The organism is Lysobacter daejeonensis GH1-9 (assembly GCF_000768355.1).
GTDB classification, from domain to species: Bacteria; Pseudomonadota; Gammaproteobacteria; order Xanthomonadales; family Xanthomonadaceae; genus Aerolutibacter; species Aerolutibacter daejeonensis.
Genome location: NZ_AVPU01000018.1, coordinates 41,491 through 66,997, shown reverse-complemented (window position 1 = coordinate 66,997; position 25,507 = coordinate 41,491). Strand labels below are relative to the sequence as shown.

Annotated in this window: 18 protein-coding genes; 12 read left to right on the top strand and 6 right to left on the bottom strand. The window is 69.0% G+C overall.

All coding sequences use genetic code 11. The features are described 5' to 3' along the window. A partial coding sequence (locus N800_RS10675) for a pyridoxal-phosphate dependent enzyme (protein ID WP_036138176.1) occupies window positions 1–353 on the bottom strand: 353 nt, incomplete at its 3' end. A 156-nt stretch (window positions 354–509) separates the two neighbouring features. On the opposite strand from N800_RS10675, the gene N800_RS10670 reads away from it, so the two are divergent. The 4 genes from N800_RS10670 to N800_RS10655 all read left to right on the top strand — a co-directional run bounded on the left by N800_RS10670 (window position 510) and on the right by N800_RS10655 (window position 5,600). After that, window positions 510–1,031 (top strand): hypothetical protein, encoded by a 522-nt coding sequence (locus N800_RS10670; RefSeq protein WP_036138173.1) that lies wholly within the window; start codon window positions 510–512, stop codon window positions 1,029–1,031. A 467-nt stretch (window positions 1,032–1,498) separates the two neighbouring features. Beyond that, window positions 1,499–3,409, top strand: a complete 1,911-nt coding sequence (gene mnmG, locus N800_RS10665) for a tRNA uridine-5-carboxymethylaminomethyl(34) synthesis enzyme MnmG (protein ID WP_036138170.1) — start codon at window positions 1,499–1,501, stop codon at window positions 3,407–3,409. A 45-nt stretch (window positions 3,410–3,454) separates the two neighbouring features. Beyond that, a complete protein-coding gene (locus tag N800_RS10660) occupies window positions 3,455–4,906 on the top strand; it encodes a sialidase family protein (protein WP_052108158.1) in 1,452 nt (483 codons plus the stop codon). Between the two features lie 82 nt (window positions 4,907–4,988). After that, window positions 4,989–5,600: a response regulator transcription factor gene (locus N800_RS10655; RefSeq protein ID WP_036138167.1), complete on the top strand. Its 612-nt coding sequence runs from the start codon at window positions 4,989–4,991 to the stop codon at window positions 5,598–5,600. A gap of 40 nt (window positions 5,601–5,640) precedes the next feature. On the opposite strand, the gene N800_RS10650 is transcribed toward N800_RS10655, so the two are convergent. The 4 genes from N800_RS10650 to glyQ form a co-directional block, all read right to left on the bottom strand. After that, entirely contained in the window at window positions 5,641–9,429 is a 3,789-nt protein-coding gene (locus N800_RS10650) for a translocation/assembly module TamB domain-containing protein (protein ID WP_425476510.1), read from the bottom strand. Between the two features lie 95 nt (window positions 9,430–9,524). Further along, window positions 9,525–11,312 carry an autotransporter assembly complex protein TamA gene (locus tag N800_RS10645; RefSeq protein WP_036138165.1) on the bottom strand — a complete coding sequence of 596 codons (1,788 nt, stop codon included), beginning with the start codon at window positions 11,310–11,312 and terminating at the stop codon, window positions 9,525–9,527. A gap of 138 nt (window positions 11,313–11,450) precedes the next feature. Continuing rightward, window positions 11,451–13,517, bottom strand: coding sequence for a glycine--tRNA ligase subunit beta (glyS, locus tag N800_RS10640; RefSeq protein ID WP_036138197.1), 2,067 nt, complete (start codon window positions 13,515–13,517; stop codon window positions 11,451–11,453). 77 nt (window positions 13,518–13,594) lie between these two features. Continuing rightward, on the bottom strand, window positions 13,595–14,509 hold the full coding sequence (gene glyQ, locus N800_RS10635; RefSeq protein WP_036138161.1) for a glycine--tRNA ligase subunit alpha: 915 nt from the start codon (window positions 14,507–14,509) through the stop codon (window positions 13,595–13,597). 158 nt (window positions 14,510–14,667) lie between these two features. Between glyQ and N800_RS10630 the strand changes: the two genes are divergently transcribed. The 8 genes from N800_RS10630 to N800_RS10595 all read left to right on the top strand — a co-directional run bounded on the left by N800_RS10630 (window position 14,668) and on the right by N800_RS10595 (window position 25,029). Then, the gene (locus N800_RS10630) at window positions 14,668–15,405 is read left to right on the top strand and encodes a glutamine amidotransferase (protein WP_036138159.1); all 738 of its coding nucleotides are present in this window, start codon (window positions 14,668–14,670) and stop codon (window positions 15,403–15,405) included. 70 nt (window positions 15,406–15,475) lie between these two features. Then, a complete protein-coding gene (locus N800_RS10625; protein ID WP_156962966.1) occupies window positions 15,476–16,393 on the top strand; it encodes a hypothetical protein in 918 nt (305 codons plus the stop codon). A gap of 164 nt (window positions 16,394–16,557) precedes the next feature. After that, on the top strand, window positions 16,558–19,854 hold the full coding sequence (locus N800_RS10620) for a type VI secretion system Vgr family protein (RefSeq protein WP_052108156.1): 3,297 nt from the start codon (window positions 16,558–16,560) through the stop codon (window positions 19,852–19,854). A gap of 11 nt (window positions 19,855–19,865) precedes the next feature. Beyond that, window positions 19,866–20,384, top strand: coding sequence for a hypothetical protein (locus N800_RS10615; RefSeq protein ID WP_156962965.1), 519 nt, complete (start codon window positions 19,866–19,868; stop codon window positions 20,382–20,384). A gap of 22 nt (window positions 20,385–20,406) precedes the next feature. Then, a complete protein-coding gene (locus N800_RS10610) occupies window positions 20,407–22,062 on the top strand; it encodes a TIGR02594 family protein (RefSeq protein WP_198032523.1) in 1,656 nt (551 codons plus the stop codon). Beyond that, the gene (locus tag N800_RS10605) at window positions 22,059–22,466 is read left to right on the top strand and encodes an SH3 domain-containing protein (protein WP_052108155.1); all 408 of its coding nucleotides are present in this window, start codon (window positions 22,059–22,061) and stop codon (window positions 22,464–22,466) included. Before N800_RS10610 ends, N800_RS10605 begins: the two co-directional genes overlap by 4 nt. A gap of 580 nt (window positions 22,467–23,046) precedes the next feature. Next, window positions 23,047–23,958 carry an alpha/beta fold hydrolase gene (locus N800_RS10600; RefSeq protein ID WP_036138148.1) on the top strand — a complete coding sequence of 304 codons (912 nt, stop codon included), beginning with the start codon at window positions 23,047–23,049 and terminating at the stop codon, window positions 23,956–23,958. Window positions 23,959–24,018: 60 nt separating this feature from the next. After that, window positions 24,019–25,029 (top strand): hypothetical protein, encoded by a 1,011-nt coding sequence (locus N800_RS10595; protein ID WP_156962964.1) that lies wholly within the window; start codon window positions 24,019–24,021, stop codon window positions 25,027–25,029. Between the two features lie 15 nt (window positions 25,030–25,044). Here the strand turns inward: N800_RS10595 and N800_RS10590 are convergent, their stop codons facing one another. Beyond that, window positions 25,045–25,413 carry a YkgJ family cysteine cluster protein gene (locus tag N800_RS10590; protein ID WP_036138142.1) on the bottom strand — a complete coding sequence of 123 codons (369 nt, stop codon included), beginning with the start codon at window positions 25,411–25,413 and terminating at the stop codon, window positions 25,045–25,047. Between the last annotated feature and the right edge of the window lie 94 nt (window positions 25,414–25,507).

The following is a 25,507-nucleotide window of genomic DNA, read 5'->3' as shown; positions in this document are numbered from 1 at the left end:
CGGATGGCGGCCAGCTTGGCCGCCACCGCGCCCTCGGGCACCACCACGTGGCAGGCGATCCCGCGGGTGCGCGCGGCCAGCGCCAGCGCCGCGCCGTGGTTGCCGGAGGAGTGGGTGACCACGCCCGCGCGGGCGTTGGCGTCGTCCAGCGCCCACACTGCGTTGCAGGCGCCGCGGAACTTGAAGGCGCCGCTGCGCTGCAGCGGTTCGGCCTTGAAGTGCAGTTCGCAGCCGGCCAGGGCATCGAGGCTGCGCGAGCGCAGGACGGGCGTGGCGTGGGCGTGGGGGGCGATGCGGGCGGCGGCTTCGAGGACGTGCTCGAAGCTGGGCAGGGCAGGAGTCGGATCGGTCATCGGCGGAAGCCTAGCGCACCCGGCGGCCGCGGCGATGCCGGCCAGAGCTGAAGGCCGGGCAACGCCTGCGGCGCGGCCCGCGACGGACCGGCCGGATTAAGCGATAGTTCAATGGCTTGGCCGCAGATTGCCAGTAAGCACCCGGGGGATTCGACCATGTTGCGCAAACTGCTCCTGCCCGCCGTCGCCGTGACCCTGGTCGCAGGCTGCGTCACCACCGACTACGGCTACCGCGGCGGCCGTGGCGATTACTACTACGGCCAGCCGTACTCGGAGTACCGCTACCACGGCGGCTACTACCCGTATGGCGCCTACCCGTACGGCTATTACGGGCGCTATCCGTATGGCGCTTATGGCTACCCGTACTACGGCTATCCGTATGGCGGGTACTACCGTTACCCCTACTACAACTACCCGCACAGCCATCCGACGTATCCGCGGCCGCCGCAGCCCGGCGACACGGGCCGCGACCGCCCGGCGCCGTGGCGCGATTACGACGAGATCATTCGCCGCAGGCAGGGGCAGACGCCGACGCCGTCCGGTGAGGGCATTCGTCCGGCGATGACCATGCCGCGCCAGGCCGCGCCAAGCCCCCGTACCTCGGGCTCACCGGTGGAGCGGGTGATCCGTCAGGCCCAGCAGCGCCAGGGCGAGCGCCGACGGACCGAGGAACCGTGACGTCGGCGTCGACCCGGATGGCCGGGTATTGACAGATTGCGTCGCAATGCGACGTAATCTGCCTGCACGAGCCTGAGTCGGCGCCCGCCGAGGAACCACGGATCCCCCCTGTTCCGCCCTCGACGGGTGCCGGCGCCCGGCCCGGCACCGACCAAGTCGGTGCCCGGCGTCCCTCGGCGGTGGCCGTGTCTTTCCTTTGATTTCGCCGTGCAACCGCGCCACCGTTGGCGCGCGTGCCCTGCCGTCGTCCAGGCAAAAGAAAGGGGGCCGATGTCCCCCGACATGCGGCCCCCTGGGCTTCCCCTGCAAGTACGTGGCGGGCCCCTGTTCCAATGCCTGCCGGCGCATCGCGCCTGTCCTACCGGGTGCAGGAAGGTATACGCAGGAAGCGTGCCAACTTCCGATGTGGTTCTGTGACCGCGGTCGTCCGCGCGACGCAAGCGATTGATCGGCGTAGACTTTCAGCCATGAGCGACTTCTTCCAATACGACGTGATCGTGGTCGGTGGCGGCCACGCCGGCACCGAGGCCGCGCTGGCCGCGGCGCGCGCCGGTGCGCGCACGTTGCTGCTGACTCACAACGTGGAGACCGTGGGCGCGATGAGCTGCAACCCGGCCATTGGCGGCATCGGCAAGGGCCACCTGGTCAAGGAAATCGACGCGCTGGGCGGGATCATGGCGCGCGCCGCGGACGCCGCCGGCATCCAGTGGCGCCGGCTCAACGCCAGCAAGGGTCCGGCGGTGCGCGCCACGCGCTGCCAGGCGGATCGGACGCTGTACCGTGCCTTCGTCCGCCGCGCGGTGGAGGCGCAGGCCAACCTGACCGTGTTCCAGGCCGCGGTGGACGACATCCTGTTCGGCGACCGCGCGCGCGACGACGCCGGCCACGGCCAGGTGCGCGGCGTCGTCACCCAGACCGGCCTGGCCTTCCACGCACCGGCGGTGGTGCTGACCGCGGGCACCTTCCTCGCCGGCAAGGTGCACATCGGTCCGACCACGTACGCCGCGGGCCGCGCGGGCGATCCGCCGTCGGTGGCACTGGCGGCCAAGCTGCGCGAAGGTCCGTTCGTGGTCGACCGGCTCAAGACCGGCACGCCGCCGCGCATCGACGGCCGCAGCCTCGACTACGGCGTGATGGAGGAGCAGCCCGGCGACGATCCGCGTCCGGTGATGTCGTTCATGGGCAGCGTGGCTGACCATCCGCGACAGGTGTCGTGCTGGATCACCCACACCAGCGAACGCACGCACGAGATCATCCGCGGCGCACTCGATCGCAGCCCGCTGTACACCGGCCAGATCGAGGGCATCGGCCCGCGCTACTGCCCCTCGATCGAGGACAAGGTGGTGCGCTTCGCCGAGAAGGACAGCCACCAGATCTTCGTCGAGCCCGAAGGCCTCGACGTGACCGAGATCTACCCCAATGGCATCTCCACCTCGCTGCCGTTCGACGTGCAGCTGGCACTTGTGCGCAGCATCCGCGGCTTCGAGCAGGCGCACATCACCCGCGCCGGCTACGCCATCGAATACGACTTCTTCGACCCGCGCGGCCTGAAGACCACGCTGGAAACCAAGGCGGTGGCCGGCCTGTTCTTCGCCGGGCAGATCAATGGCACCACCGGCTACGAGGAAGCCGCGGCGCAAGGTCTGCTCGCGGGCGTGAACGCCGCGCGCTTCGTGCGCGGTCATGAAGGCTGGAGCCCGCGCCGCGACGAGGCGTACCTGGGCGTGCTGGTCGACGACCTGATCACCCATGGCACCAGCGAGCCGTATCGCATGTTCACCAGCCGCGCCGAGTACCGGTTGCAACTGCGCGAGGACAACGCCGACCTGCGCCTGACGCCGGTGGGCCGAGACCTGGGCCTCGTCGACGACGCGCGTTGGTCGGCCTTCGACGCAAAACGGGAGGCCATCGAGCGCGAGAACACCCGCCTCGGTGCGATCTGGGCCGCCCCCAATAACGCGCTGGGCCGCGAGATCGGTGCGGCCTTGGGTATCGAGGTCAGCCGCGAAACCAGCGCGCGCGACCTGATCAAGCGCCCCGAGCTCGACTACGCCAGGCTGATGGCGGTGCCGTCGCTGGGCCCGGCGGTGGAGGATTCCGCGGTGGCCGAACAGGTGGAGATCGGCATCAAGTACGCGGGTTACCTTGACCGCCAGCGCGACGAGATCGAACGCCAGCGCCGCCACGAGGACACCGCGATCCCGGCGGACTTCGACTACGCCGGTGTGCGCGGCCTGTCAGCCGAGGTGCTGCAGAAGCTGCAGCGCGTGCAGCCGCAGACCATCGGCCAGGCGCAGCGCATTCCGGGCATGACCCCGGCGGCGATCTCGCTGCTGCTGGTGCACCTGACCCGGCAGCGGCGCAGCCGGGTGGCCTGATCGGGTTCACATGACGTGGCGACGGTCGCGGGCTACGCTCCGCGAATGCGCCCAATCCTTGCCCCCCTTGCCCTCGCCACGTCACTGACGCTGGCCGTGTCGGCCTGCCAACCGGCCGATGACCGCGCCGCCACTCCGTCTGCGGCCGATGCGGCCGATGCGGCCATCGCCACCGCCCAGCCCGATCCAGCACCGCTGGTGCAGTCCGACTGGCCATTGCCCGCCACTGGCCGCGCCGCGCAGCCCGACCTGATCGTCGCGCCGGACGGCACGCTGGTGCTGTCGTGGATCGAATCGGCCGGCAAGACCCACACGCTGCGCTTGGCCACGCGCGCGCCCGGTGCGCAGGAGTGGGGGACGCCGGTGACGGTGGACCGCGGCGACGACTGGTTCGTCAACTGGGCCGATACCCCGCATGTGGCGATGACCGCCGACGGCGCGCTGTGGACGCACTGGCTGCAGAAGTCGGCGGCGGCGACCTATGCCTACGACGTGGCACTGGTGCGCTCGGCGGACGGTGGGCGCACCTGGAGCAAGCCTGTACTGGTCAACACCGACGGCACGCCGACCGAACACGGTTTCGTCTCGCTGTGGGCGGCCGGTCCGGATCGGGTCGGCGTAGCCTGGCTCGATGGTCGCCACACCGCCAAGGAGGCAGACGCGGCGAAGGGGGCCGCGGGTGCGCACGCGGGGCATGGCGGTCACGACGATGGTGCGGGCATGGCCGCGGGCACCGGTGGCGCCAGCGCCACGACGGCGGACACGCGCGGAGCCGCTAACGAAAGTGCGTCGCAAGGCCTGGTCTTGCCGGCCCCCGCCACGCCGATGATGACCCTGCGCACCGCGCATTTCGATGCCGCCCTGCAGCGCCACGACGAGCAGCCGCTCGACCTGTCCACCTGCGACTGCTGCCAGACCGACGCCACCGTCACCGACGGCCGCACCCTGCTTGCCTATCGCGACCGGACCGAGAGCGAGATCCGGGACATCTACGTCGCCCGCCATGACGGCCAGCGCTGGTTGGCCCCGGTGCGCGCGCATGCCGACGACTGGCGCATGCCGGCCTGCCCGGTGAACGGCCCGGCGCTGGCCGCGCATGGCCGCGACGTACTGGTCGGCTGGTACACCGCCGCCGGCGACGTGCCCGCCCTGAAGCTGGCGCGCAGCACCAACGCCGCCGACGCGTTTGCAGCGCCGGTGGTGGTGGACCGCGGCGAGGCCGTGCAGGGCCGTGTCGACGTGGCGCTCGCCGACGATGCCGCTTGGGTGCTGTGGGTGCGCGAGACGCCGCAAGGCCAGTCGCTGCACCTGGCACGCTACACCCCCGACCTGTCGCGCGAGCTGCAGCGCGTGGACGTCGCCCAGCTGCAGGGCCGCGGCCGCGCCACGGGCTTCCCGCAACTGGTGCTGGCCGACGGCGGCGCCTACGTGGTGTGGACCGACGTGGTCGAAGGCCGTCCGCTGCTCAAGGGCGCGCGCTTTGCCGAACGTGGCTGATCGGCCAGCCACGGCTTGACCTCCGTTGTCATTGGGAAACATTCTCGGGAGCCTTCAGGAAGGCCGCTGGCACACTGACGTGATGATCCGGATCCTGCTGGTGGACGACCACGCCATCGTGCGCGAGGGCTTCAAGCGCCTGTGCGAGGCCGCGCCCGACCTGCAGGTGGTGGCCGAGGCCGGCAGCGTGGACGAGGCCCTGGCTGCGGTACGCCTGCATGCGCTGGACGTGGCGCTGGTGGATATCTCGCTGGGCCAGCAGAGCGGCCTGCAACTGCTGCCGGGGTTGCTTGCGATCGCGCCCACGCTCAAGCCGATCGTGGTCAGCATGCACGAGGACCCGGCATTGGTGGTGCGGGCGATGGACAACGGCGCGCACGGCTACATCACCAAGGGTGCGGCCGCGCAGGAGCTTCTGTCGGCGCTGCGCCGGGTGCATGCCGGCGAGCGCGTGCTCAGCAGCGACATCGCGCCGATGCGCGCCAACGCCGAAGCCACCCGCCTGAGCCAGCGCGAGCGCGAGACGCTGCGCGGCCTGCTGTCGCAGCAGCCTCCCAAGGCGCTGGCCATCGACCTGGGCATCAGCGTCAAGACCCTGTACCGGCACCGCGCCAACCTGATGGAGAAGCTGGGTGCGCGCAACGCTGCCGACCTGGCGCGCATCGCGCAGGAGCGCGGCCTGCTGATCGGCTGAGTGGACGCCAAGCGGGCCGTGCGCCGCGCCGGCGGGAGGCCTATTTCTCCTTGCGCCAGTTGACCGAGGCGCGGTTCTCCACCGTGCTCGATTCGATTTCGATGTCGAAGCCCTTGCGCAGCAGGTACTTCAGCGTCAGTACCTGGCCGGTGCCGAGGATCGACACGCCGTAGCTGACATACAGCTTGGGCGACAGGTACTTGCCCACGCCGAACACGCTGCCGCCCAGCGCCCGGCTTTCCATCAAGCCGGCATCGTCCAGGCCGATGCGCGCGCCCAGCTGCGAGGCGAGCAGGCTGCCGCCGGCGGTGAGCGCGGCGCTGGCGGCGTTGAGCTGGCGGCTTTCGTCGCGGCTGGCGCTGGACAACGGCCGGCCGAGGGCGAGGTAGGCCAGCGCCTCGGACTGCGAACTGGCCGGGTTGGACCACACCGTGGCTTCCGGCGCGCTGGCACGCCCGCGGATGTCGACGCCGGCGGTGACCTGGCCCACTTCGCGTTCGGCGCGGATGTTGAGGATCGGATTGCCGACCGGGCCGCCGGACCACACCAGTTGGCCGCGGGTGATGGTGAGTTTCTGCCCGTAGGCGGTGTAGCGGCCGTCGACGTCGAGCTGGCCGCTGGCGGTCATCTCGCGGCCGGGGCGGGCGCGCACGCGCAGGCGGCCGCCGAGCGTGCCGTCGAGGCCGAAGCCCTTGAGCTGCACGTCGTCGCCCAGCGCGAGGATGAGATCCAGGTCCAGCGGCAACGTGCCGGTGTCCTCGGGGTTGGCGGGGTCGAGCACGACCACGTCGTCGGACGCGGAGACGCCTTCGTCCAGCCGCTCCAGGTCCATCCGCGCCGATGGCACGGTGACGGTGCCGGTGACCTGCAGCGGCTGCCCCGCGGCATAGCGCACCACCACGTCGGGGCTGGCCACCGCGCGCAGGTCGCGGGTGTCGGAGACCAGCACGTTGTCGCCGCGCACGTTGAGCACCAGTGGCGTGTCGTCGCCCTGCCAGCCCAGCGTGCCATCCAGGGTGAGCGTGCCTTCGCCGGAACGCACGCGACCGCTGATGCGTGCACTGCCGTCGGGCTGCGCGTCCAGGCGCACGTCGCCGTCGCGCAACTGGATGGCCAGCGCCGGCAGTTCGGTGGCGAAATTGGTCAGTTGCGCGTTGCCGCCCAGCAGCGGCTGCGCGCGTGTGCCCGACAACCGGATGCGGCCCGCGAGGCGGCCGGTGGGCTCGACGATGTCCGGCGAGAACAGCTCCATCCAGGTCAGTTCGTCGGTGTCGACGGCGATCTCGCCGACCAGCGGCGCGTAGCCGTCCCAGCCGGTGGCGACCCGTGCTTCGACGCGGCCGTCGTCGTTGAACGTGGCGTCGAGTTCGGCGGTGAGCCGTTGTGGATCGAACGTGGTGCGCAGGCTGAGGTTGCCGTAGCGCACCGGCTCGCGCCGCGCGCGTTCACTGAACTTCAGGCCGCCGCTGGCGGAGGTGAGCGTGGCGGTGCCGCGCCAGCTGTTGCCGACGGGGCGCACCTGTGCATCGATCGCGACGTCGCCGCGCAGCAGCCACGGGCGGCGGTCGCTGCGCTCGGGCAGGTACGGCTGCAGCAACGCCAGCGGCAGGCCATTGCCCTCCACGTCCAGCCCGCGGCGCGGCCAGTCGGCGCTGGCGCACAGCGTGCCGCCGCCACTGGATGCAAGGCAGGCGGCGCTGAGCGTGCCGTTGCGGCCGTCCCAGCGGAACCGCGCGGCCTGTTGCAGCCGCCACTGCGCGCCCTTGGCCGGGTCGAAGGCAAGTGTGGCCAGCGTGCCTTGCCAGAGCGTGCCGCTACGGTTGGCATTGCCGGTCAGCTGCAGCGTGCCGATGTCGCCGGCGGCGTGCGCATCCAGTTGCAGCGCTTCCACCGCGCCACGCGCGGTCAGGTCCAGCGTGTTGAACGGCAGCCCGGCCTGAAGCCCGGTGGCCCGCACGTCCAGCACGCCATCGCGGCCGCGCCACGGCAGGCGACCACGGGCGAGCAAGGTGTCGGCGCGGTAGTCGCCGTAGCTGACGCCGCGGCCATCGAGATCGATGTCGACGTCGGGTGCGTTGCGCGGGCCGCGCAGCCGCAACTGGCCCTGCAGGGTGCCTTCGCCGCCGGGCAGCAGGTCGGCCAGGTGCAGCGGAGTGAAACGCGCATCCACGTCGAGCGTGCTGCCGATGGTGCCTTTGGCCTGCACGCGGCTGGCACCGAGGCTCAGCGCCACGTCGCCTTCGTAACGGTCCTCGCCCCGGCCGGACGCGGCGCCGTGCAGCGCGAGGCGGCCTTGGCCCGCGAGCGCGCGCTCGCGCAGCCGACCCCCAAGCCGCTGTACGTCGAGCGTGGCTTCCAGCCCACCGTCATTGCGGGTGTGGCCTTGCGTGGCGAGTACGCCGTTCACCGCGCCCTTCCACGCCGGCGCGAAGTAGCCCGGGTCGAAGCCGGCAAGGTCGGCGCTGAGCGTCCAGCGCAACGTCGGCGCCCATGCAACGTCGCCGCGCGCATCGAGCGTGCCGGTGGGCATGCGAGCCTGTAGGGTCTTCAGTGTGGCGCGCTCGGTGTTGCCGCGCGCATCAAAGCGCAGGTCGGCGGCCTGGCCGTCGCGCTCCAGCCGCGCGGTGCCGATGGCCGCCCACGCCTGTGGCGTGCCCGCGAGTCCGAAGTTGCCGTTGGCGAGGATGGGCGGCGAGCCGTCCTGGCCGCCCCACTGCAGATGCCGCGCATTGACCGCGAAGCGCAGCGTGCCGTGCTCGGGATCGCGCAGGTCGGCGCGGCCACGCAGGGTGACGGTGCCGTCCAGCAGCGCCAGCGCCAGCGGTTGCACATCCAGCACCTGCTCGTTGAGGTGCAGCTTCGAGGGCAACACCGTCAGTGTCTGCCCGTCGCGGGTGACGCGACCGTGCACGTCCGCAGCGCCTTCGACACCATCGGCCTGCAGCGACCACGCCAGCGGCACGCCGGCTTCGCCGCCAACGATCAGCGTCGGGTCGAAGGCTTCGGCGGTACTGCGCAGTTGCCAGCGCGGATGGTCGCGGCCGCGCAGCGTGAGCATGGCGCGCACGGCACCGGGGGCGCGGCCGGCCACCGCCACGTCCATGCGCGCGAGGTCGCCGCGGGCCACCAGCCCCAACCGCGGTGCCGTGGTGCCGGCCGGCGCGGGGAACACGGCGGTGGCGGCGAGATCGGCGCGGTAGCCGTCGCGGGGCACGTAGTCGCCGTGCAGGGTGAAGCGCCCGCGGTCGCTGTCCACCGCCAGTCGCTGCACATGCAGCGTGCCCGGTTGTGCATCCACGCCGCCGCGCAGGTGGTTTATGTTGACCAGTGGCGCGCCGTCGCGGGTCACGCGTAGGCCATCGACGCGCACGTCATCGGCCTGCAACGCCAGTGGCGGCTGGATGTCCGGCAGCACTTCCGGCCAGCGCGGCAGTTCGAACGGCTTGTCGTCCTTGGGCAGGTCCAGCGTGGCGCCGCTGATCCGCAACGCATCCAGCCGCAGCCGGCGCCCGAGCAACGGGCGAATGGCCGGGTCCAGCATCAGCGTGTCGGCGGTGAACACCACCGGGCCGCCCGGCGTGCAGTCGGCCTCATCCGGTGGACACGCGGGCGTGTAGGCGAAGCGAACGCCGCGCAGGGTCAGCGGCCCGGCGGCGGGTCCTTCGGCGGAACGCCATGCCAGCGACGCGCCGTCGGGCAGGCGCGCCACGATCTGCTTCAGCAGCGCATCGCGCCCGCCCACCGTGGTGAGCAGCCAATACACCATTGCCGCCAGCAGCAGCGTGAGCGCACCGGCCACGAGGCTGCCGCGGACCGCCAGCCAGCGCATGCGTGCGCGACGCCTGGCGCGCAACTCCGCGATGCGCGCCTCGCGCTCCTCGGGCGTCAGGTCCTGCAGCGGATTGCGTCGCCGGAACGCCATGGTCACAGGTCCGGGCCGATGTTGAGGTACAGCTGGAAGCCCGAATCGGGGTCGTCCAGCCCGCGTGCGACATCGATGCGCACCGGGCCGACCGGCGAGCGCCAGCGCAGGCCGACGCCGACGCCGGTGCGGAATTCGGGCTTGTCGTTGAACGCGCTGCCACTGTCGACGAACACCGCCGCGCCCCACTGTTCGTTGAAGTACTGCTCGAACTCCACGCTGCCGGTCAGCACGTTCTTGGCGCCGACCGGGAACTTGTCGCCATCGTCGCCAATGCGCGGGCCGACCTCGCGCCAGCCGTAGCCGCGGATGCTGCGATCGCCGCCGGCATGGAAGCGCAGGCTCGGCGGCAGGTCCACCAGCGCGTCGGTGAGCGTGTGGCCCAGTTCGCCGCGGGTGATCAGCCGACTGCGCTCGCCCACGCCTTTGTAGTGCCGTGCGGTGACGTGCGCCTGCAGGAAGTTGGCATCCGAGCCTGCGCCCTGCAGGCCACCGCGCAGCATCACCGCGCCGCCGAAGCCGTGCCGCGGGTACAGGCGATCGTCGGTGTCCAGGTATTCGCCGCGCAGCGAGGGATAGAGGTAGCTGGCATAGCGGAATTCGCGCGGGCCGACGATGCCGAGCCTGCGTTCGGCCTCGTAGGCCCAGCGTTCGCGCAGCGCGTGCACCGACGCCACGGCATTCCAGTTCGCATTGATCTCGCCATTGCGGGCAGCAACCAACTCGATGCGGCGGTTGTCGATGTAGTCGGTCTGTTCGTCGGCGGCCTGCGCGGTGAGCGTGTACCAGCCGTCGATCCAGCCGAAAGCCGGGATGCGGTACTGCGTGGTCAGTGTCTTGCGCTTGACCGCCCAGTCCACCTGCGCCAGCGCCTTGTGCCCGCGGTCGTTGACGTAACGGCGCTCCACGCCCAGCCGGACGCCCGCTCCGCTGTCGGTGCCGTAGCTCAAGCCGGAGGTGTAGATCGAACGCTTGGCCGGGGTCAGCGTCACCGTGGTCGGCACGCGCCCGTCCACCGCGTCCTGCGGCCGCGGCTCGATGTCGATGCTGGAGAAGTAATCGAGCTTGGCCAACGACTCGCGCAGGCGGTCCAGCTTGCCCTGGTGGTAGTAGCTGCCTTCGTCCCAGTACACGAAGTGCTCGACGATGCCGTCGCGCAGGATGCGCTTGGGCGACTGCACGAACGTGGTGGGTCCCATGTCGTAGCGGTCGCCGCTGTCCCAGCGCAGGTCGATGTCGGCGGCATGCTCGGCGCGCGTGACCTCGACGCGCCGGGCGGTGAAGTCCGCATCGAAATAGCCGCGCTCCGCCAGGCGACGGGTGATGCGCGCCTTGCTGGCCTCGTAGATGGCGTGGTCGAAGACGTCGCCGGGCCCCGGGGTGAACGCCGCGATCTCGCGGTCGAGGTAGCGGTCCTCCGCGCCGGCGCCATCGATCGCCACCGCCGACTCGCGTACCCGCACCGGCTCGCCGGGCTGCACGCTGATGACGACTACGCTAGCGGCTTCGTCGTCGCGGTTGCGCTCGACGGTGATGGTGGGCGAGTAGTAGCCGAATGGCTCCAGCGCCTCGCGCGTTTCGTTCTCGGCTTCGCGCACCAGGTAGCCGAGACGGCGGCCGGATATCTCGCGGTCGATGGCGTCCACCAGCGACAGCGAGGCGCGCACGTTGGTGGTCATCGCCTCGTCCAGGCCGCGGATGTCGACCCGGGTGACCTTGGCCGCCTGCGCCGTGCCGGCCAGGCACAGGCTCGTCAGGGTGCAGGTGAGGATGCGGGCGAGGGGGCGCATCGCCGCAGGATACCCACGGCGTGTCAAAGCGCGATTAACGCTGGCACCTGCATGGGCCCGGTGGCACGCCAACCGGGCCGCATGCGTTGCGGCGGCGAGTCCTTTCGCGGATGGGTACATGTGCGACCGGCGTACCGGTCAGATCGCCAGTTGCTCGATCGCCGCCACGCTGCCCAAGCGGTCGCTCAACCGCTGCAGCAGGGCGAGGCGGTTGTTGCGCACTGCCGCATCGTCGGCGTTGACCATCACCGCATCGAAGAACGCATCGACCTGCGGACGCAGTCGTGCCAGCCGGCCGAGCACGGCCACGTAGTCGCGGGCATCGAGCAGCGCATCGGTGTCGGCCACCGCGGCGTCCACCGCGGCCGCCAGCTCGCGCTCCGCCGGTTCGGTCAGCAGCGCGGCATCCACCGTGGTCGGCACCACGTCCTCGACCTTGCGCAGGATGTTGCGGCTGCGCTTGTTGGCCGCGGCCAGCGCGGCCGCTTCCGGGAGCTTGCTGAACTCGCCGATGGCGCGCAGGCGCGCGTCGAAGTCCGGCAATGATTCGTGCACCGCGTTGTACACCGCCTCGAACTGCGCGGCCGACACGCCCTGTTCGGTGTAGTAGCCGCGCAGGCGGTCGTAGACGAACTGGGTGATGTCCAGCGCACCCAGCTCCGGGTGCGTGGCTGGCTGCAGCGCCACCGCGGCTTCGACCAGTTCGTGCAGCAGCGCGTCGTGGCCGCCTTCCAGCAGCGTGCGCGCCAGCCCCAGCGCATTGCGGCGCAGGGCGAACGGGTCCTTGTTGCCGGTGGGGCGCAGGCCTGCGGCAAAGCCGCCGGCCAGCGTGTCCAGGCGCTCGGCAATCGCCAGCACCTGGCCCAGCTTGGATGGCGCGATGGCGTCGCCGGCAAAGCGCGGCATGTACGCTTCGTCCAGCGCGTTGGCCAGTTCGATCGGCTCGCCGGCCACCGCGGCGTAGTAGCGTCCGGCGATGCCCTGCAGTTCCGGGAACTCGTTGACCAGGCGTGACTGCAGGTCGGCCTTCGACAGCTCCGCCGCGCGCCGCGCCCGCGCCGGATCCACGCCCACCGCCTGCGCCACGCGTTCGGCCAGCGCCGCCACGCGCGCGACCTTGTCGGCGACCGTGCCCAGCTTGGCCTGGTACGTCACCGTCTTCAGGCCTTCGTTCATCGACGCCAGGCCCTGCTTCATGTCCTCGACGAAGAAGAACTTGGCATCGGCGAAGCGCGGGCGGATCACGCGCTCGTAGCCCTTGCGCACCTCGGCCTCGTCATGCGACTCGATGTTGGCGATGCCGACGAAGTGCTCACTGAGCTTGCCGTCGGCGTCCAGCACCGGGAAGAACTTCTGGTTGGCCTCCATCGTCGCGATCAGCGCTTCCTGCGGCACCGCGAGGAACTCGCGCTCGAAGCTGCACGCCACCGCCTTCGGCCACTCGGTGAGGCCGTTGACCTCCTCGAGGATGCCGGCGTCGATGCGCGCGCTGCCGCCCGTGGCATGCGCGATGGCCTCGACCTCAGCCACGATGCGCGCGCGGCGCTCGTCGGGATCGACCAGCACCTTGGCGCTGCGCAGCGACTCGACGTAATCGCCCGGCGTGCTGAACCACACCGGCTTGTCGTGCATGAAGCGGTGGCCGCGGCTGAGGCGGTCGCTGCGCACGCCCAGCACCTCGGCATCGACCACGTCCTTGCCCAGCAGCAGCACCAGCCAGTGCACCGGGCGGGCGAACCCGTACTCGTTGGCGCCCCAGCGCATCGGCTTGGGGATCGGCATCGCCGCGATCGCCTCGCGCACGATCTCGCCCAGCAGTTCGGCGGTGCGCAGGCCCGGCTTCACCGCGCGGTGCACGAAACGCTCGCCCTTGGCGTCGCTGGTCTTCTGCAGCGCGGTCCACTCCACGCCAGCCTTGGCGGCGAAGCCCAGCAGCGCCTTGGTCGGCTGGCCGTCGGCGTCCAACGCGATGTTGAGGTAGGGCCCCAGCACTTCCGATGCCTGCTCGGGCTGCTCGCCAGCCACGCCGGGCAGCAGCACCGTCAGGCGACGCGGGGTGTACAGCGGCTTTGCGCCTTCGCGTTCGAAGCCGATGCCGCGCTTGTGCAGCCCGTCGATCACGCCGTCGAAAAATGCCTGCGCCAGCCCGGCGAGTGCCTTGACCGGCAGCTCCTCGGTGCCCAGTTCGATCAGCAGCGGCTGCATCGCCGCCTGGTGCGCGTGCGAGTCGCCGGTCATCGCGTCTTCCATCGTCGTCCCGTTGTTCATGGCCTGCGTCGACATCACGCCGCCTCCGTACTGGCGGCGCGCTTCAGCCCCGGGAAACCCAGCTTCTCGCGCTGGGCGAAATACGCCTCGGCCACGCCCTGCGCGATGCGGCGCACGCGCAGGATGTATCGCTGGCGCTCGGTCACGCTGATCGCGCGTCGCGCATCCAGCAGGTTGAAGCTGTGGCTGGCCTTGCACACCTGGTCGTACGCCGGCAGCGGCAGGCCCAGCTCGATCAGCTTCAGCGCCTCTGCCTCGCACGCGTCGAAACGATGGAACAGCTCGGCCACATCCGCATGCTCGAAGTTGTACGCGGACTGCTCGACCTCGTTCTGGTGGTACACGTCGCGGTAGGTGACCGGCGTGCCATCGGGGCCATAGGTCCACACGATGTCGAACACGTTGTCGACGTTCTGCAGGTACATGCACAGCCGCTCGAGGCCGTAGGTGATCTCGCCCAGCACCGGCTTGCACTCAATGCCGCCGGCCTGCTGGAAATAGGTGAACTGGGTGACTTCCATGCCGTTGAGCCACACCTCCCAGCCCAGGCCCCACGCGCCCAGCGTGGGCGATTCCCAATTGTCCTCCACCAGCCGCAGATCGTGCACCAGGGGGTCAACGCCCAGCGCCTTGAGCGAGTCGAAATACAGCTCGACGATGTTCGCCGGCGACGGCTTCATCGCCACCTGGAACTGGTAGTAGCGCTGCAGGCGGTTGGGGTTCTCGCCGTAGCGGCCGTCGGTGGGGCGCCGGCAGGGCTGCACGTAGGCCGCATTCCACGGCTCCGGACCCAGCGCGCGCAGGAAGGTGGCCGGGTGGAAGGTGCCGGCGCCGACCTCCAGGTCGAGCGGCTGGATCAGCACGCAGCCCTGCTCGGCCCAGAAGGCGTTCAGGCGCTGGATGAGTTCCTGGAAGGTGGGTGCGGCCATGGTCTCGGAATGCACGCGACAAGGCGGGCTAGTATAGCGGTGAGGCTGCAGCCACCGGCCCGGAGACGGCGCTGGCGCGTGGCCGTGATCGAGTTGGTCGAAAGGTCTTTCCACGGGTCGCTCCCCTGCGCCCCCCTGCTGTCGTAACGCCTGCCGCCGTGTCCAAGTCCGCCCGCACCCCGTTCCTGATCCTCGAAACCGGCCAGCCGGTGCCCTCGATGCGCCGCCACCGCGGCTTCCCGCACTGGATCCGCGTCGCCGCCGGGCTGGAGGCCGACGAGACCGTGGTGGTCAACGTGCAGGCGGGCGAGCCGCTGCCCACCCGTGAAGGTTTCGCGGGCACTTTGGTCACCGGTTCGGGCGCGATGGTCACCGACCGGGCCGACTGGAGCGAGCGCAGCGCCGACTGGCTGCGCGACGCCGCTCACGCCGGCATGCCACTGCTCGGTATCTGCTACGGCCACCAGTTGCTGGCGCACGCCCTCGGCGGTGAGGTGGCCGACCATCCGGCCGGCCGCGAGATGGGCACCATCGGCTTGGCCTTGCACGACACCGCCGCGTACGATCCGCTGTTCGCCGGCCTGCCGCCCGCATTTCCGGCCCAGGCCACGCACCTGCAGACCGTGCTGCGTCCGCCGGTCGGTGCCACCGTGCTGGCGCGCTCCGAGCACGACGCCTGCCACGCCTTCCGCTGGGGCGACCGGGCCTGGGGCCTGCAGTTCCACCCCGAGTTCAGCGCCGCCCACATGCGCGGCTACGTGCACGCGCGCAGCGAAGCCCTGCTGAGCGAGGGCCGCTGCCCGAAGACCGTGGCGCGCGAGGTCAGCGCCACCCCGCACGCGCGCCGCGTGCTGCGCCGCTTCGTCCGCCACGCGCGCACCCTGTCGGGGCACTGACGGCTCGGGTAGCATGGCGGGGCTGGCGCGCACCGGCGCGCCTATCCAGCTCCCCCGGGGAACCAGTTCCATGACGACACGTGCGATGGGCCCGATGAAGGGCCTTGAGTGGCTCAAGCGCGGCATCAACCTTGGCCGCCACAACCCGAAGGCCGTCTTTGGCGGTGCGGTGCTGGTGGCCATCGGCGCGCTGCTGCCGGGCCTGCTGCAACTGGTGATGCTGCAGGCCATGGGCGCCAGCGCCACCGGCCAGCTGATCGCCATGGGCCTGTCCACGGTCGTGTCGATCGTGCTGATGTCGCTGCTGGTCGGCGGCTACCTGCGGGTCATCCACGCCGCCGAACAAGGCCGGCCGGTCGGGCCGAGCGACGTGCTGGCGCCGTTCCGGGCCGGGCAGGGCGCCGCACGCCTAGTGCTGTTCGGCGTGCTGCTGGTGCTGGTCTACCTGGTGCTGGCCTCGGTGGTGATCCTGCTGGTCGGTGAGGGCTTCATCGAGTGGTACATGCAGATGATGGTCCTGTCGCAGAAGGGCGGCGCGCCTACGGCCGATGCCATGCCGGCGCTGCCGGAGGGTTTCGGTTCGGTGGTGGGGCTGGGTTTCCTGGTCGCGGTGTTCCTGGGCGGCGTGTATTCGATCGGCTTTGGCCAAGTGGCACTGACCGGGCGCAGCCTCGGCGGCGCGCTGAAGGACGGGCTGGGTGGCACGCTGAAGAACTTGCTGCCGCTGCTGCTGCTGGCCGTGGTGTCGGTGGTCGCGCTGATCGTGGTGGCGCTGGTGATCGGGCTGGTGGTGACGCTGCTGGCGCTGGTGGGCAACCTCATCCACCCGGTGCTGGGCATGGTGCTGGCGCTGCCGGTGTACCTGGCGCTGCTGCTGGGCATCTACGTGGTGATGTTCGGCGTGATGTACCAGATATGGCGCGACGTGGCCGGCGACGTGCCACCGCCGGTGGCGCCGTCGACGTCGGGTACGCACATCGAGTTGTAATTGCGGTCACGCCGGCTCCTTCGGAACCGGCTATGATCGACACGTGACGGCCACGCGGGCAGCGCCCCGGGCCGGCACGATGCCCCGCACAGGGAGTGCGGGATGGGCATGACCGCGATGGTGCCGTTTGGCGCGTCGCGGTGGACACAAGGAGGTGGAACGCCATGGATGCACCCGCAACGCTGCTGGCCGCATTGGCCGGCGCCCCCCTGCAGCACGATCGCCTGCTCCGGCTGCACACGCCGCTGGGCCCCGACGTGCTGGTGGCGGAAACGCTGGACGGCGTCGAGTCCGTGGACGGCGGCGGCTTCCGCTTCGAACTGACCGCCCTGTCCGTCGACGCACACCTGTCACTCGACCAGTTGCTGGGCGAGCCGGTGCTGCTGCAGTGGCAGACCGACGGAAGCAACGCCACGGCTGGCGCCCACGGCGGCGATGCCATTCAGGGCATGCTGGCAAGCGCGCAAACACTGCGCCCGCTGCATGGCCACGTGACGCGCTGCGAGCGTCTGGGCAGCAACGGCGGGCTGGCGCGGTATCGCCTGCGCGTAGAGCCCTGGCTGGCGTTCCTGCGCCAGCGCGTGGACAGCTACGTCTTCCAGGACATGACGGTGGTGGAGATCGTCGAGTCGGTGTTCGCCGACTACGTCGATGGTGCCACCGGGTCCGGGGGTCGCGGGAAGCTCGCGCCGGCGTGGCGCTGGGCGCTGAACGACCCGGCCGTGTACCGCAAACGCAGCCTGACCACGCAATACGAGGAGAGCGACCTCGCTTTCGTCGAGCGCCTGCTGGCGGAAGAAGGCATTGCGTACTGGTTCGAACACGAGGGCGCCGGCAGCGCTGCAGCGGGTGGCCGTGACGGGGCGGGCGGCGCCTCGTTAGGTTCGCACACGCTGGTGCTCGCTGACCACGCTGATGCCTTCGCCGAGTTGGGCAGCGTGCGTCACCACCGCAGCGATGCCACCGAACGCCACGATGGCGTGCACACCTGGACCACAGCCCGCCGGTGGCGGCCGGTGCAGCTGCGTCGCGCCAGCTGGGATTACAAGACGCTGGACGTGCGTGCCGTTGAGGCCGGCGTTGGCGGCGACGGCACCGTGGTGCTGGACGATGACACCGCCGGCCCCTACGCGTGGCCCGACCGCGACACTGGTGAGCGCTATGCACGGCAGCAGTGGGAAGCGCTACAGGTCGGCGCGGAAACCAGCCACGGCGCAGGCACCTGGCGCAGCCTGCGCGCGGGTGCGCGCTTCCAGTTGCTGGACGACGACTGGGCCGGATGGTTGGGTTTGTCCACGGGGTTGAGTGCGGCCAGCGCAGGCGAAGCAGAGGACAGCACCTTTGCCTGCCTGCGCGTGCACCACCGCGCCCGCAACAACCTGGGCGCGCAGACACTTGCCGCAGTAGAGCAGGCGTTGGGGTCGACCGCGATCGCGGCGCCCACATTGCCCAGCGCATGGGCGTCGCAGGATGACGCTGCCTGCGCCGCGCCGCATCCGGGATTGAAGGCAAACCATGCCGGCGTGGAGCGGAATCCTGCCGTAGACGCCGAGGCCGACGCGACAGGCGCGTACTTCTACCAGAACGGTTTCGACGCCATCCCCGCGCATCTGCCGTACCGGCCGATCACCGTGGACGGCCACGGCGTGCGCCGCCACCCGCGTCCCAGCGTGCACGGCACCCAGACCGCAATCGTGGTCAGTTCAGACGCGCCGCTGCTGACCGATCGCGACCATCGCATCAAGGTGCAGTTTCCGTGGCAGCGTGGCGGCGACGCAGGCAATCGACTGGAGCACCCGTCGGGCGAAACCAACGCCCCGGCCCATGGCGGCGCGTGGACCTGGGTGCGCGTGGCCGGCCCGTGGGCGGGCGACAACTGGGGCAGCGTCCTGGTGCCGCGCAAGGGCCAGGAAGTGCTGGTCGCCTTCCTTGAGGGCGACATCGACCGCCCCGTGGTGATCGGCAGCGTGTACAACGGCCGCGGCAACGCCGACGCCGCGCACAACCAGACCGGTCCGGGTGCGGGCGGTGCCACCGGCAACGCGCCTGCGTGGTTCGATGGCAACGAGCACCCGGCGGTGTTCACCGGTCTCAAGAGCCAGCAGCTGGCCGACAGCCAGGGCGGCACCGGCGGCTACCAGCAGCTGCTGTTGGACGACACGCCGGGCCAGGGCCGGGTCCAGGCCAACACCACCCAGTTCGCCAGCGGACTGACCCTCGGCCACCTCAAGGGCGGCCAAGACAACGAACGCGGCCCTGACCGCGGCTTCGGCTTCGAGCTGGCCACCCAGGCCTGCGGCGCATTGCGTGCGGGCGCCGGCCTGCTGCTCACCACCGAGCGCGGCCGCCAACAGCTGGGCGCGGACGGCGCATTGCAGCAACTGCAGCAGTCCGAACAATTGCTGCAGAGCCTGCACGACGCGGCTGCCGCGCAGAACGCCACCTTGCTGGATGATCCGCGTGCGCTGCCCGCGCACGATTCGATCAAGGCGCTGCAGGAGACCCTGCGCGCCACCCAGACCGGCACCGCCCCCGGCGACGGCGTCGGAGGCGGCGAAGGCGAGGCGTCCGGCTGGTCCGCCCCCGCCATCGTCGCCAGCAGCCCCGACGGCATAGTCAGCGTGACGCCGGCAGACCAGGTGTGGGTGTCGGGGACGCAAACGGTGCTGACCGCGGGGCAGGACCTGCAGTGGATGAGTCAGGGGGAGACCGTCGCGGCGGTCGCCGGTGGGGTGCTGCTGTACGCGCATGGCAGCGATGCGCCGAAGGGCAAGCCGAACCAGGAGCGCGGGATTGCGTTGCATGCGGCGCAAGGGAAGGTGAGTGCGCGCGCCCACAGGGACCGGGCGCGTGCCGCGGCCCGGACGCACGTGACCCTTGCGAGCACACAGGCGGACGTGAACATTGCCGCGGCCTCGCACATCCTGGCAACGGCGGCCGGTGCCTACATCCGGTTGAAGGGTGGCGACATCGAACTCGGCGCCCCCGGAAAGATCGAGTGGAAAGGCGCCCGCAAGGAGTGGGCGGGCCCGCAAACCTCGACGTTTACGCTGACCGCCCTACCCCGGTCCGAATGGTCCCACCTCACCAGTCTGCGCTTCGCGCTGGAAGGCGACGATGGTCTCGTCGACCAGGTGGGCTGGGTCGGCGAGCCCTTCCGCATTACCGACAGCACAGACGCGGAGCTAGCGTCCGGGGTGATTCAGAATGACGGTCGACTGCCCCGCGTCCAGTCCGACTGGGCCCAAGAGGTTCGGTTGTTCGTAGGGGTTGGAACTTGGCAGTTGGAACCCGTTCCGATACGGGGGGCTGGAACCCCGGCTGAAGAAGACGAGGACGAACGGGCCGAAACGGAAACCTTAGATCCCAACGACCCCTATGCCGCAGTAATCGACGGAGACGATGACGACCGGCTTTCCCTGGAAGTGATTATTCCCTTGATGCAGATGGACCTAACATGATGAGGCTACAGTTGAGTATTCGTGCCGTTGTCCTCGCGCTGGCCCTCGTCCTTAGCCCTGCCGAGGCGCAGCAATATCCAGGCGGTACTCACCGATTCGAATCGCCGCAGGGCGAGTTGGCGATCCATTCCGGGTTCGTGAACAACTGGAACGCGCATACATTCAATGTCTACAGTTTTCTGTTCAAGCCAGTTAACTCCGAGCTGGGATGGCAACAGGTGCCCGTCGTCGAGCGCAACGATGGCAGCGATCTGAAGTTCACGGTGTTGACCGCCAACACCGTCGACTTCACCCTGCGCGACGCGCGGGTGGCGGTCGTGCACGGCACCTTCGAGCTGTGGGTCGCGCAGAAGATCTACAAGGAGTCACCCTACGACGATAACGTCTCAGTCCAGCTTCGGCGATATGTCCTGGTGCAGACCGAGGACGAGGAAAGATGGGTCTTCCAGTATGCGTCTTCCCGGGACCTTGGCCGTGGCACAACGATAGAGCAGGCCCTGAATCCGCGGTCGCGGATGAAGACCAAATAGTTGCATGCGGGGGCAGGACGCCATGACACAGTTCGCCAAAGCTTTTTTCCACAAGGACATCCGCACGGTGGAGTTCACTGCCGGCAATGGCGATCGCATGTTGCGATCCGGCGGAACGTTGGCCTGGCTTTTCAACAACCCAGGAAACCTGCGGCCCAAGTCGAAGTCCCTGTATCCAGGGCAAATAGGGGCGGGGGAAACCAAGTACGGAAGGCTCTGCATATTCGCTTCGGTCGAAGCCGGCCGCGCGGAGAAGCGCGCGCTGCTGCGACGCAAGTACAACCCGATGACCTTGCGCAAGGCCATCTTTACCTATGCACCTCCTGCGGACAACAACGATTCCGAGGCCTACCTTTCATTCGTAAAGAAGAAAACGGGCTTGAGCGATGGGGTGTTGGTCGAGGATCTGTCCGAATCGCAGCTGGGCGCGATGATGTCAGCGATGGAACAGTACGAAGGATTCAATGCCAAGCAGGACACCCGCAAGGAAAAGTGGATTCACGTCACGCAAGTCACGCTGTCGGACGGTGCACGTCCCATTGCCGAACAATCGGTCACGATCGTGCGAGGGGACGACGTGCGGGAGGTAAAGAGCGACGCCTTCGGGCGCCTGCCGCTTGTTGTCACCGACAGGCCCGGCGAGTTGTTGTTACTCCAGGTCGGACGTAACACGACCCTCCAATGCACGGTGGAACTCCCGCTGCCGGCCCAGTCGCAGTCATTCGTCCTGCTCCGATCCGGATCCGAGTACAAAGCCACGCTTGCCAGCCACAATCCGTTGCCTGGCACCACGCCAAGAAAGCAAGATCCCATCCGGTACGTGGTGCAGCCGGGCGACTCGATGCAGGAGATCGCTCGGCGATTCAAGATCGACTCTAGGAGGTTGGTTGGGGACAACAAGGCGACGGTGCGTGACGCTGACCGGATATATCCGGGCCAGGTGCTCTGGATCCATGGAAAAGGGCCGGGGCCGGCAGGGGCCGCTGGCAATGGTCAGAGGTCCTCCCCGGTAATACCGGCTGCCCAGCGTCAGCCACTTAGGCAGCCTCGCAGCAAGGAAAATCAGGGCCATCCTTTGGGCGTCGTGGCGCTCGACCAGAAGCGGGCCCCCTGGATGGAAACGGCCGTCGCCGAACTAAGGAAGTGGGGCGGGACGAAGGAATCGGTCATTGATGACACCATCAACTACCACAAGCAGATCGGCATTTCCTTCAAATCGCTTTCGGTGGCGTGGTGCGCGTCCTTCGTTAATTACTGCTTGAAAACAGCGGGGTACAAGCATTCGGGGAGCGCTGGCTCGCAGTCGTTCAGGAACTCGGCTAATTTCCACAAGCTAACGGCACCCGTCTACGGTGCGCTAGTGGTCTACAGCAATCCCAAAAAGCCGGGCCAAGGGCACGTTGCCTTTGCCTATTGCAAATTGAAAGGCGGCGACGTCGCCGTGCTCGGCGGGAACCAAGGTGACAGCATCACCTTCAACTCCCACCGAGGCGTTTACATCGACATGCTGAAGTACAAGCTCCAAGGCTATTACGTGCCAGTCGCCTACAAGGCGCACGCAGAAAAGCAGTTGAAGCAGGGCGGCGATCTAGGCGAAGAAGAGCACACGTTGAAGACGTTGAGGGCTGCGTTCGGCAAGAGCGCGAAAGTCACGCAGGAGGATCGGAATACGAGATGAAGACGATGAGCGGAGTGATATCCTTAGCAGCCTGCCTGTTGCTGGCGATTCCGGTTGGTTCCTGCGCCCACACGAAATCGGTGCCGGTGATGGTCGGCGGGGACGCGGAGTCAGATGCGTGCGGCGCGGTCGGCGAGGTCAAGGGGCTGCGGAGTGGCGGTGACGGGTTCCTTGCCGTTCGCGCGGGCCCCGGGACCTCGTACCGCGTCGTGGACAAGATTGGCAACGGCCAGCTGTTGTACCTGTGTGACGCCACCGACGATGGGGCGTGGCTGGCCGTGGTGTACGGCCCCGATGACGATGATTGTGGGGTGAGTTCGCCCCTGCAGGCGCGCCAGGCCTATCAGGGGACGTGCAAAGCGGGATGGGTCAAGGCCACGTGGATTGAGGTTGTGGCGGGGTGAGGCGTCCGCAAAAGCGCGGCGCGCATTTGCGTGGACGGTACATCCACCACGCGCCGGTGGGCCGCCTTCCCTCTGCTTTGTACACTGGTAGCCCGCGTTCGCCGGCTTCCGGGAGCGCCCCAGGTGCAGCCTCGGGCGAGTTGGAGCAAGCGCTGGGCCCTCCGACCCAGCGGCACCGCGCGCCTTCGGGTGGCACCGCCTTAGCGACGTGTAGCAGCCGCCAGTTGCGCTATCCGCTCTTGGGGGGCGAGCCGAATCCAGAGCCCTAGTGGGAGCACGTAGCTTTTCCGGGAGGCATAAATTGCTGCTGTCGGACGGCGAGCCGATTGCCCACAGGCTTCCCCGTGCCCCTTCGGTGATCGCGCCGCGCAGTTGGGCAGTCTGTCCATACCGTATTGGAGCTGAAGGCGGCGACAGGGAAACCGCGTACGACTTCTACTTCCGGCGTCGGCGGCGCGCGCGTGGATTACTGGGTCGATTGCTAGGGTGTGCGGACTGGTCGCGCCCGGTCGAAGCTGCGCCCGCGGACGGGGGCGCAGGTAGGGGATAATGCCCACCTCGTCGCGCCACGGCCGTTCCGATGCCCTTGCCTGTTCTGCCTGACTACCCCTTCCAGCCCCATCGCTTCGAGCCCCGCCCGGGCATCGCCCTGAGCTACCTCGACGAGGGCCCCCGCGACGGCGAGGTGGTGGTCATGCTCCACGGAAACCCCTCGTGGAGCTTCTACTGGCGCCATCTGGTGCTGGGTTTGCGCGACCGCTACCGCTGCGTCGTGCCCGACCACGTGGGCATGGGCCTGTCCGACCGGCCGGACGACGCGCCCGACGCGCACCCCCGCTACGAGTACACCCTGCAGTCACGCGTTGATGACCTGGGCGCGCTGCTTGAGCACCTCGGCATCACCGGCCCGGTCACGCTGGCAGTGCACGACTGGGGCGGCATGGTCGGCTTCGGCTGGGCGCTCTCGCGCATGCCCCAGGTCAAGCGGCTGGTGATCCTCAACACCGCGGCGTTCCCGCTGCCAACCGCCAAGCCGATGCCGTGGCAACTGTCGCTGGGCCGTGACTCGAAAATAGGCGGTTTCCTGATCCGCGCCTTCAACCTGTTCGCGCGCGGCGCGGCGTGGCTGGGCACCGAGCGCAGCCTGCCGGCAGACGTGCGTCGCGCTTACAGCGCTCCGTACAACGGCTGGTGCAACGCGATCAGCACGCTGCGCTTCATGCAGGACATTCCACTGCGCGAAGGCGACCGTGCATGGCCTCTGGTCGAAGCCGCCGGCCGCGCACTGCCGCAGTTCGCAGATCGTCCGGCCTTCATTGGTTGGGGCCTGAGGGACTTCGTCTTCGACCGCCACTTCCTGGATGGATTCCGCCGTGCGCTGCCCAACGCCGAAGTGCACGCTTTCGAAGACGCCAACCACTACGTGCTGGAGGACAAGCACGAGGTCCTGGTGCCGGCGATCCGGACGTTTCTGGGCCGGAACCCGCTTTGACGCTGAGGAGCTGTCGCCGGTAAACACGGGACCGCCCCCCGGGCAGGGAAGACGACGTCAATGAAGATGGATTTGCCATTCAAAGGGTCTTTGCGTCCGCTTCTGGGCGCTGCGCTTCTGATCCTGATGCCGGCGTGCGATAGGGGCGACGCAGGGACTGTTGCGCTCGCCGCACCTCTTCCTGCCCAACCCACGGGAAGAGGCGAAGACATCAAGGCGACGCCCTCGGCAGTGCAGGGGTGCCACGAGCTATTGCTGGACCAGACAATCCCGTCAGGCCGCGTGCAGGTGGCACTGTGCGGGTGCGGGAGCTCAGCCGAGCTGCGCTTCGTGCACCAGTTCGCCGGAAAAATGGAGGTCCGGGCTTACCCGTTGAATGCTCAGGTCGCCGAAGCAATCGTGCACAGCGAAGCCAAGCTCTGGTCCGATCACCTGGTTTCGGTCGACCTGGCCCAAGAACGCGGAGGACGGCTGGTCCTTGGCGACTTCCGCGACGGGATGCCGGTGATTTCCAGTGTCCCTTACGTTACGGCCGATGAGGAGTCACTGGTACAGGATTTCCGGGATGGCGCCTTGTACATTTCCACCGAGTCCAAGGGTGAGCGGCGGCTCACTCGGGTTGAGGTCGGCGACGATCGGGGAAAATTCCATCCCGAAAGGGTTTCCTGCGAATGGGGCCCACCGGCCGGGGTCCGCCACCACCTGGACTTGTCACTGAGCACGGATGGGAGCGTCATCGGCGTCAGCTACGTGGGCTTCACGCCGCAGAAAAATGGTGCGGTCACCAGTTGCAGCATCGACGCCGATCGCGACGATCAGGAATCGCGCTGGTCTTCCGATGCATCGGAAACACGGATCAACCTTCTTGCTGCCGGAGTGGATCACGAGCCCGATGGTGAGGCTGAGTCCGACGACAACCGTATCCGCATCCGCTCGGAAAGCGGCCGGTACACGGTGACGTTCGAGATGAATGCCAGCGACTTCTGCGGTCATTCCTCGGTCCATGCCCGGAGCATCACACTTGATCCGCGCAATCAGGTCTGTGAATCCGTCGAGTCGCCTGACGGCTGAAGACAGAGCGCCGTCTCAAGGCGGATTCCGCTCCTCCACCCCCTCCCAATCGGCCTCGGTCAGTACCGGCAGCCCATGCGCCAGTCGCGACTTGTCACACTGCGGGCTGGCCGCGCCGAACTCCCACGACGCCGGCACCGCGCGGCACACCGAGGGCCGCACCGGGTGGATGGTGCAGCGGCTGTAGCGGCCGATGTCCGCATCCAGCGCCACGCAGCGCGGTTGCGCCTGCGAGGTGCCGCGCATCACCCGCTCGTGCTGGCGCAGGGGCTCGGTCAGTTCGATCGGCACGACGCCGCCCATGTCCCGGTCGGCCTCCGACCAGTGGAAGCTGACGCGGAAGTAGGCACAGCAGGCACCGCAGGTCAGGCAGGGGTGGTTCATCGGCGTAGGGCGATCGGGTGGGGCGGGAGGTCCGGCGATACCGGACCCGGGGGCCAACGCCGGGGATCGCCCACCCGTCACCGCTCCACGGGGA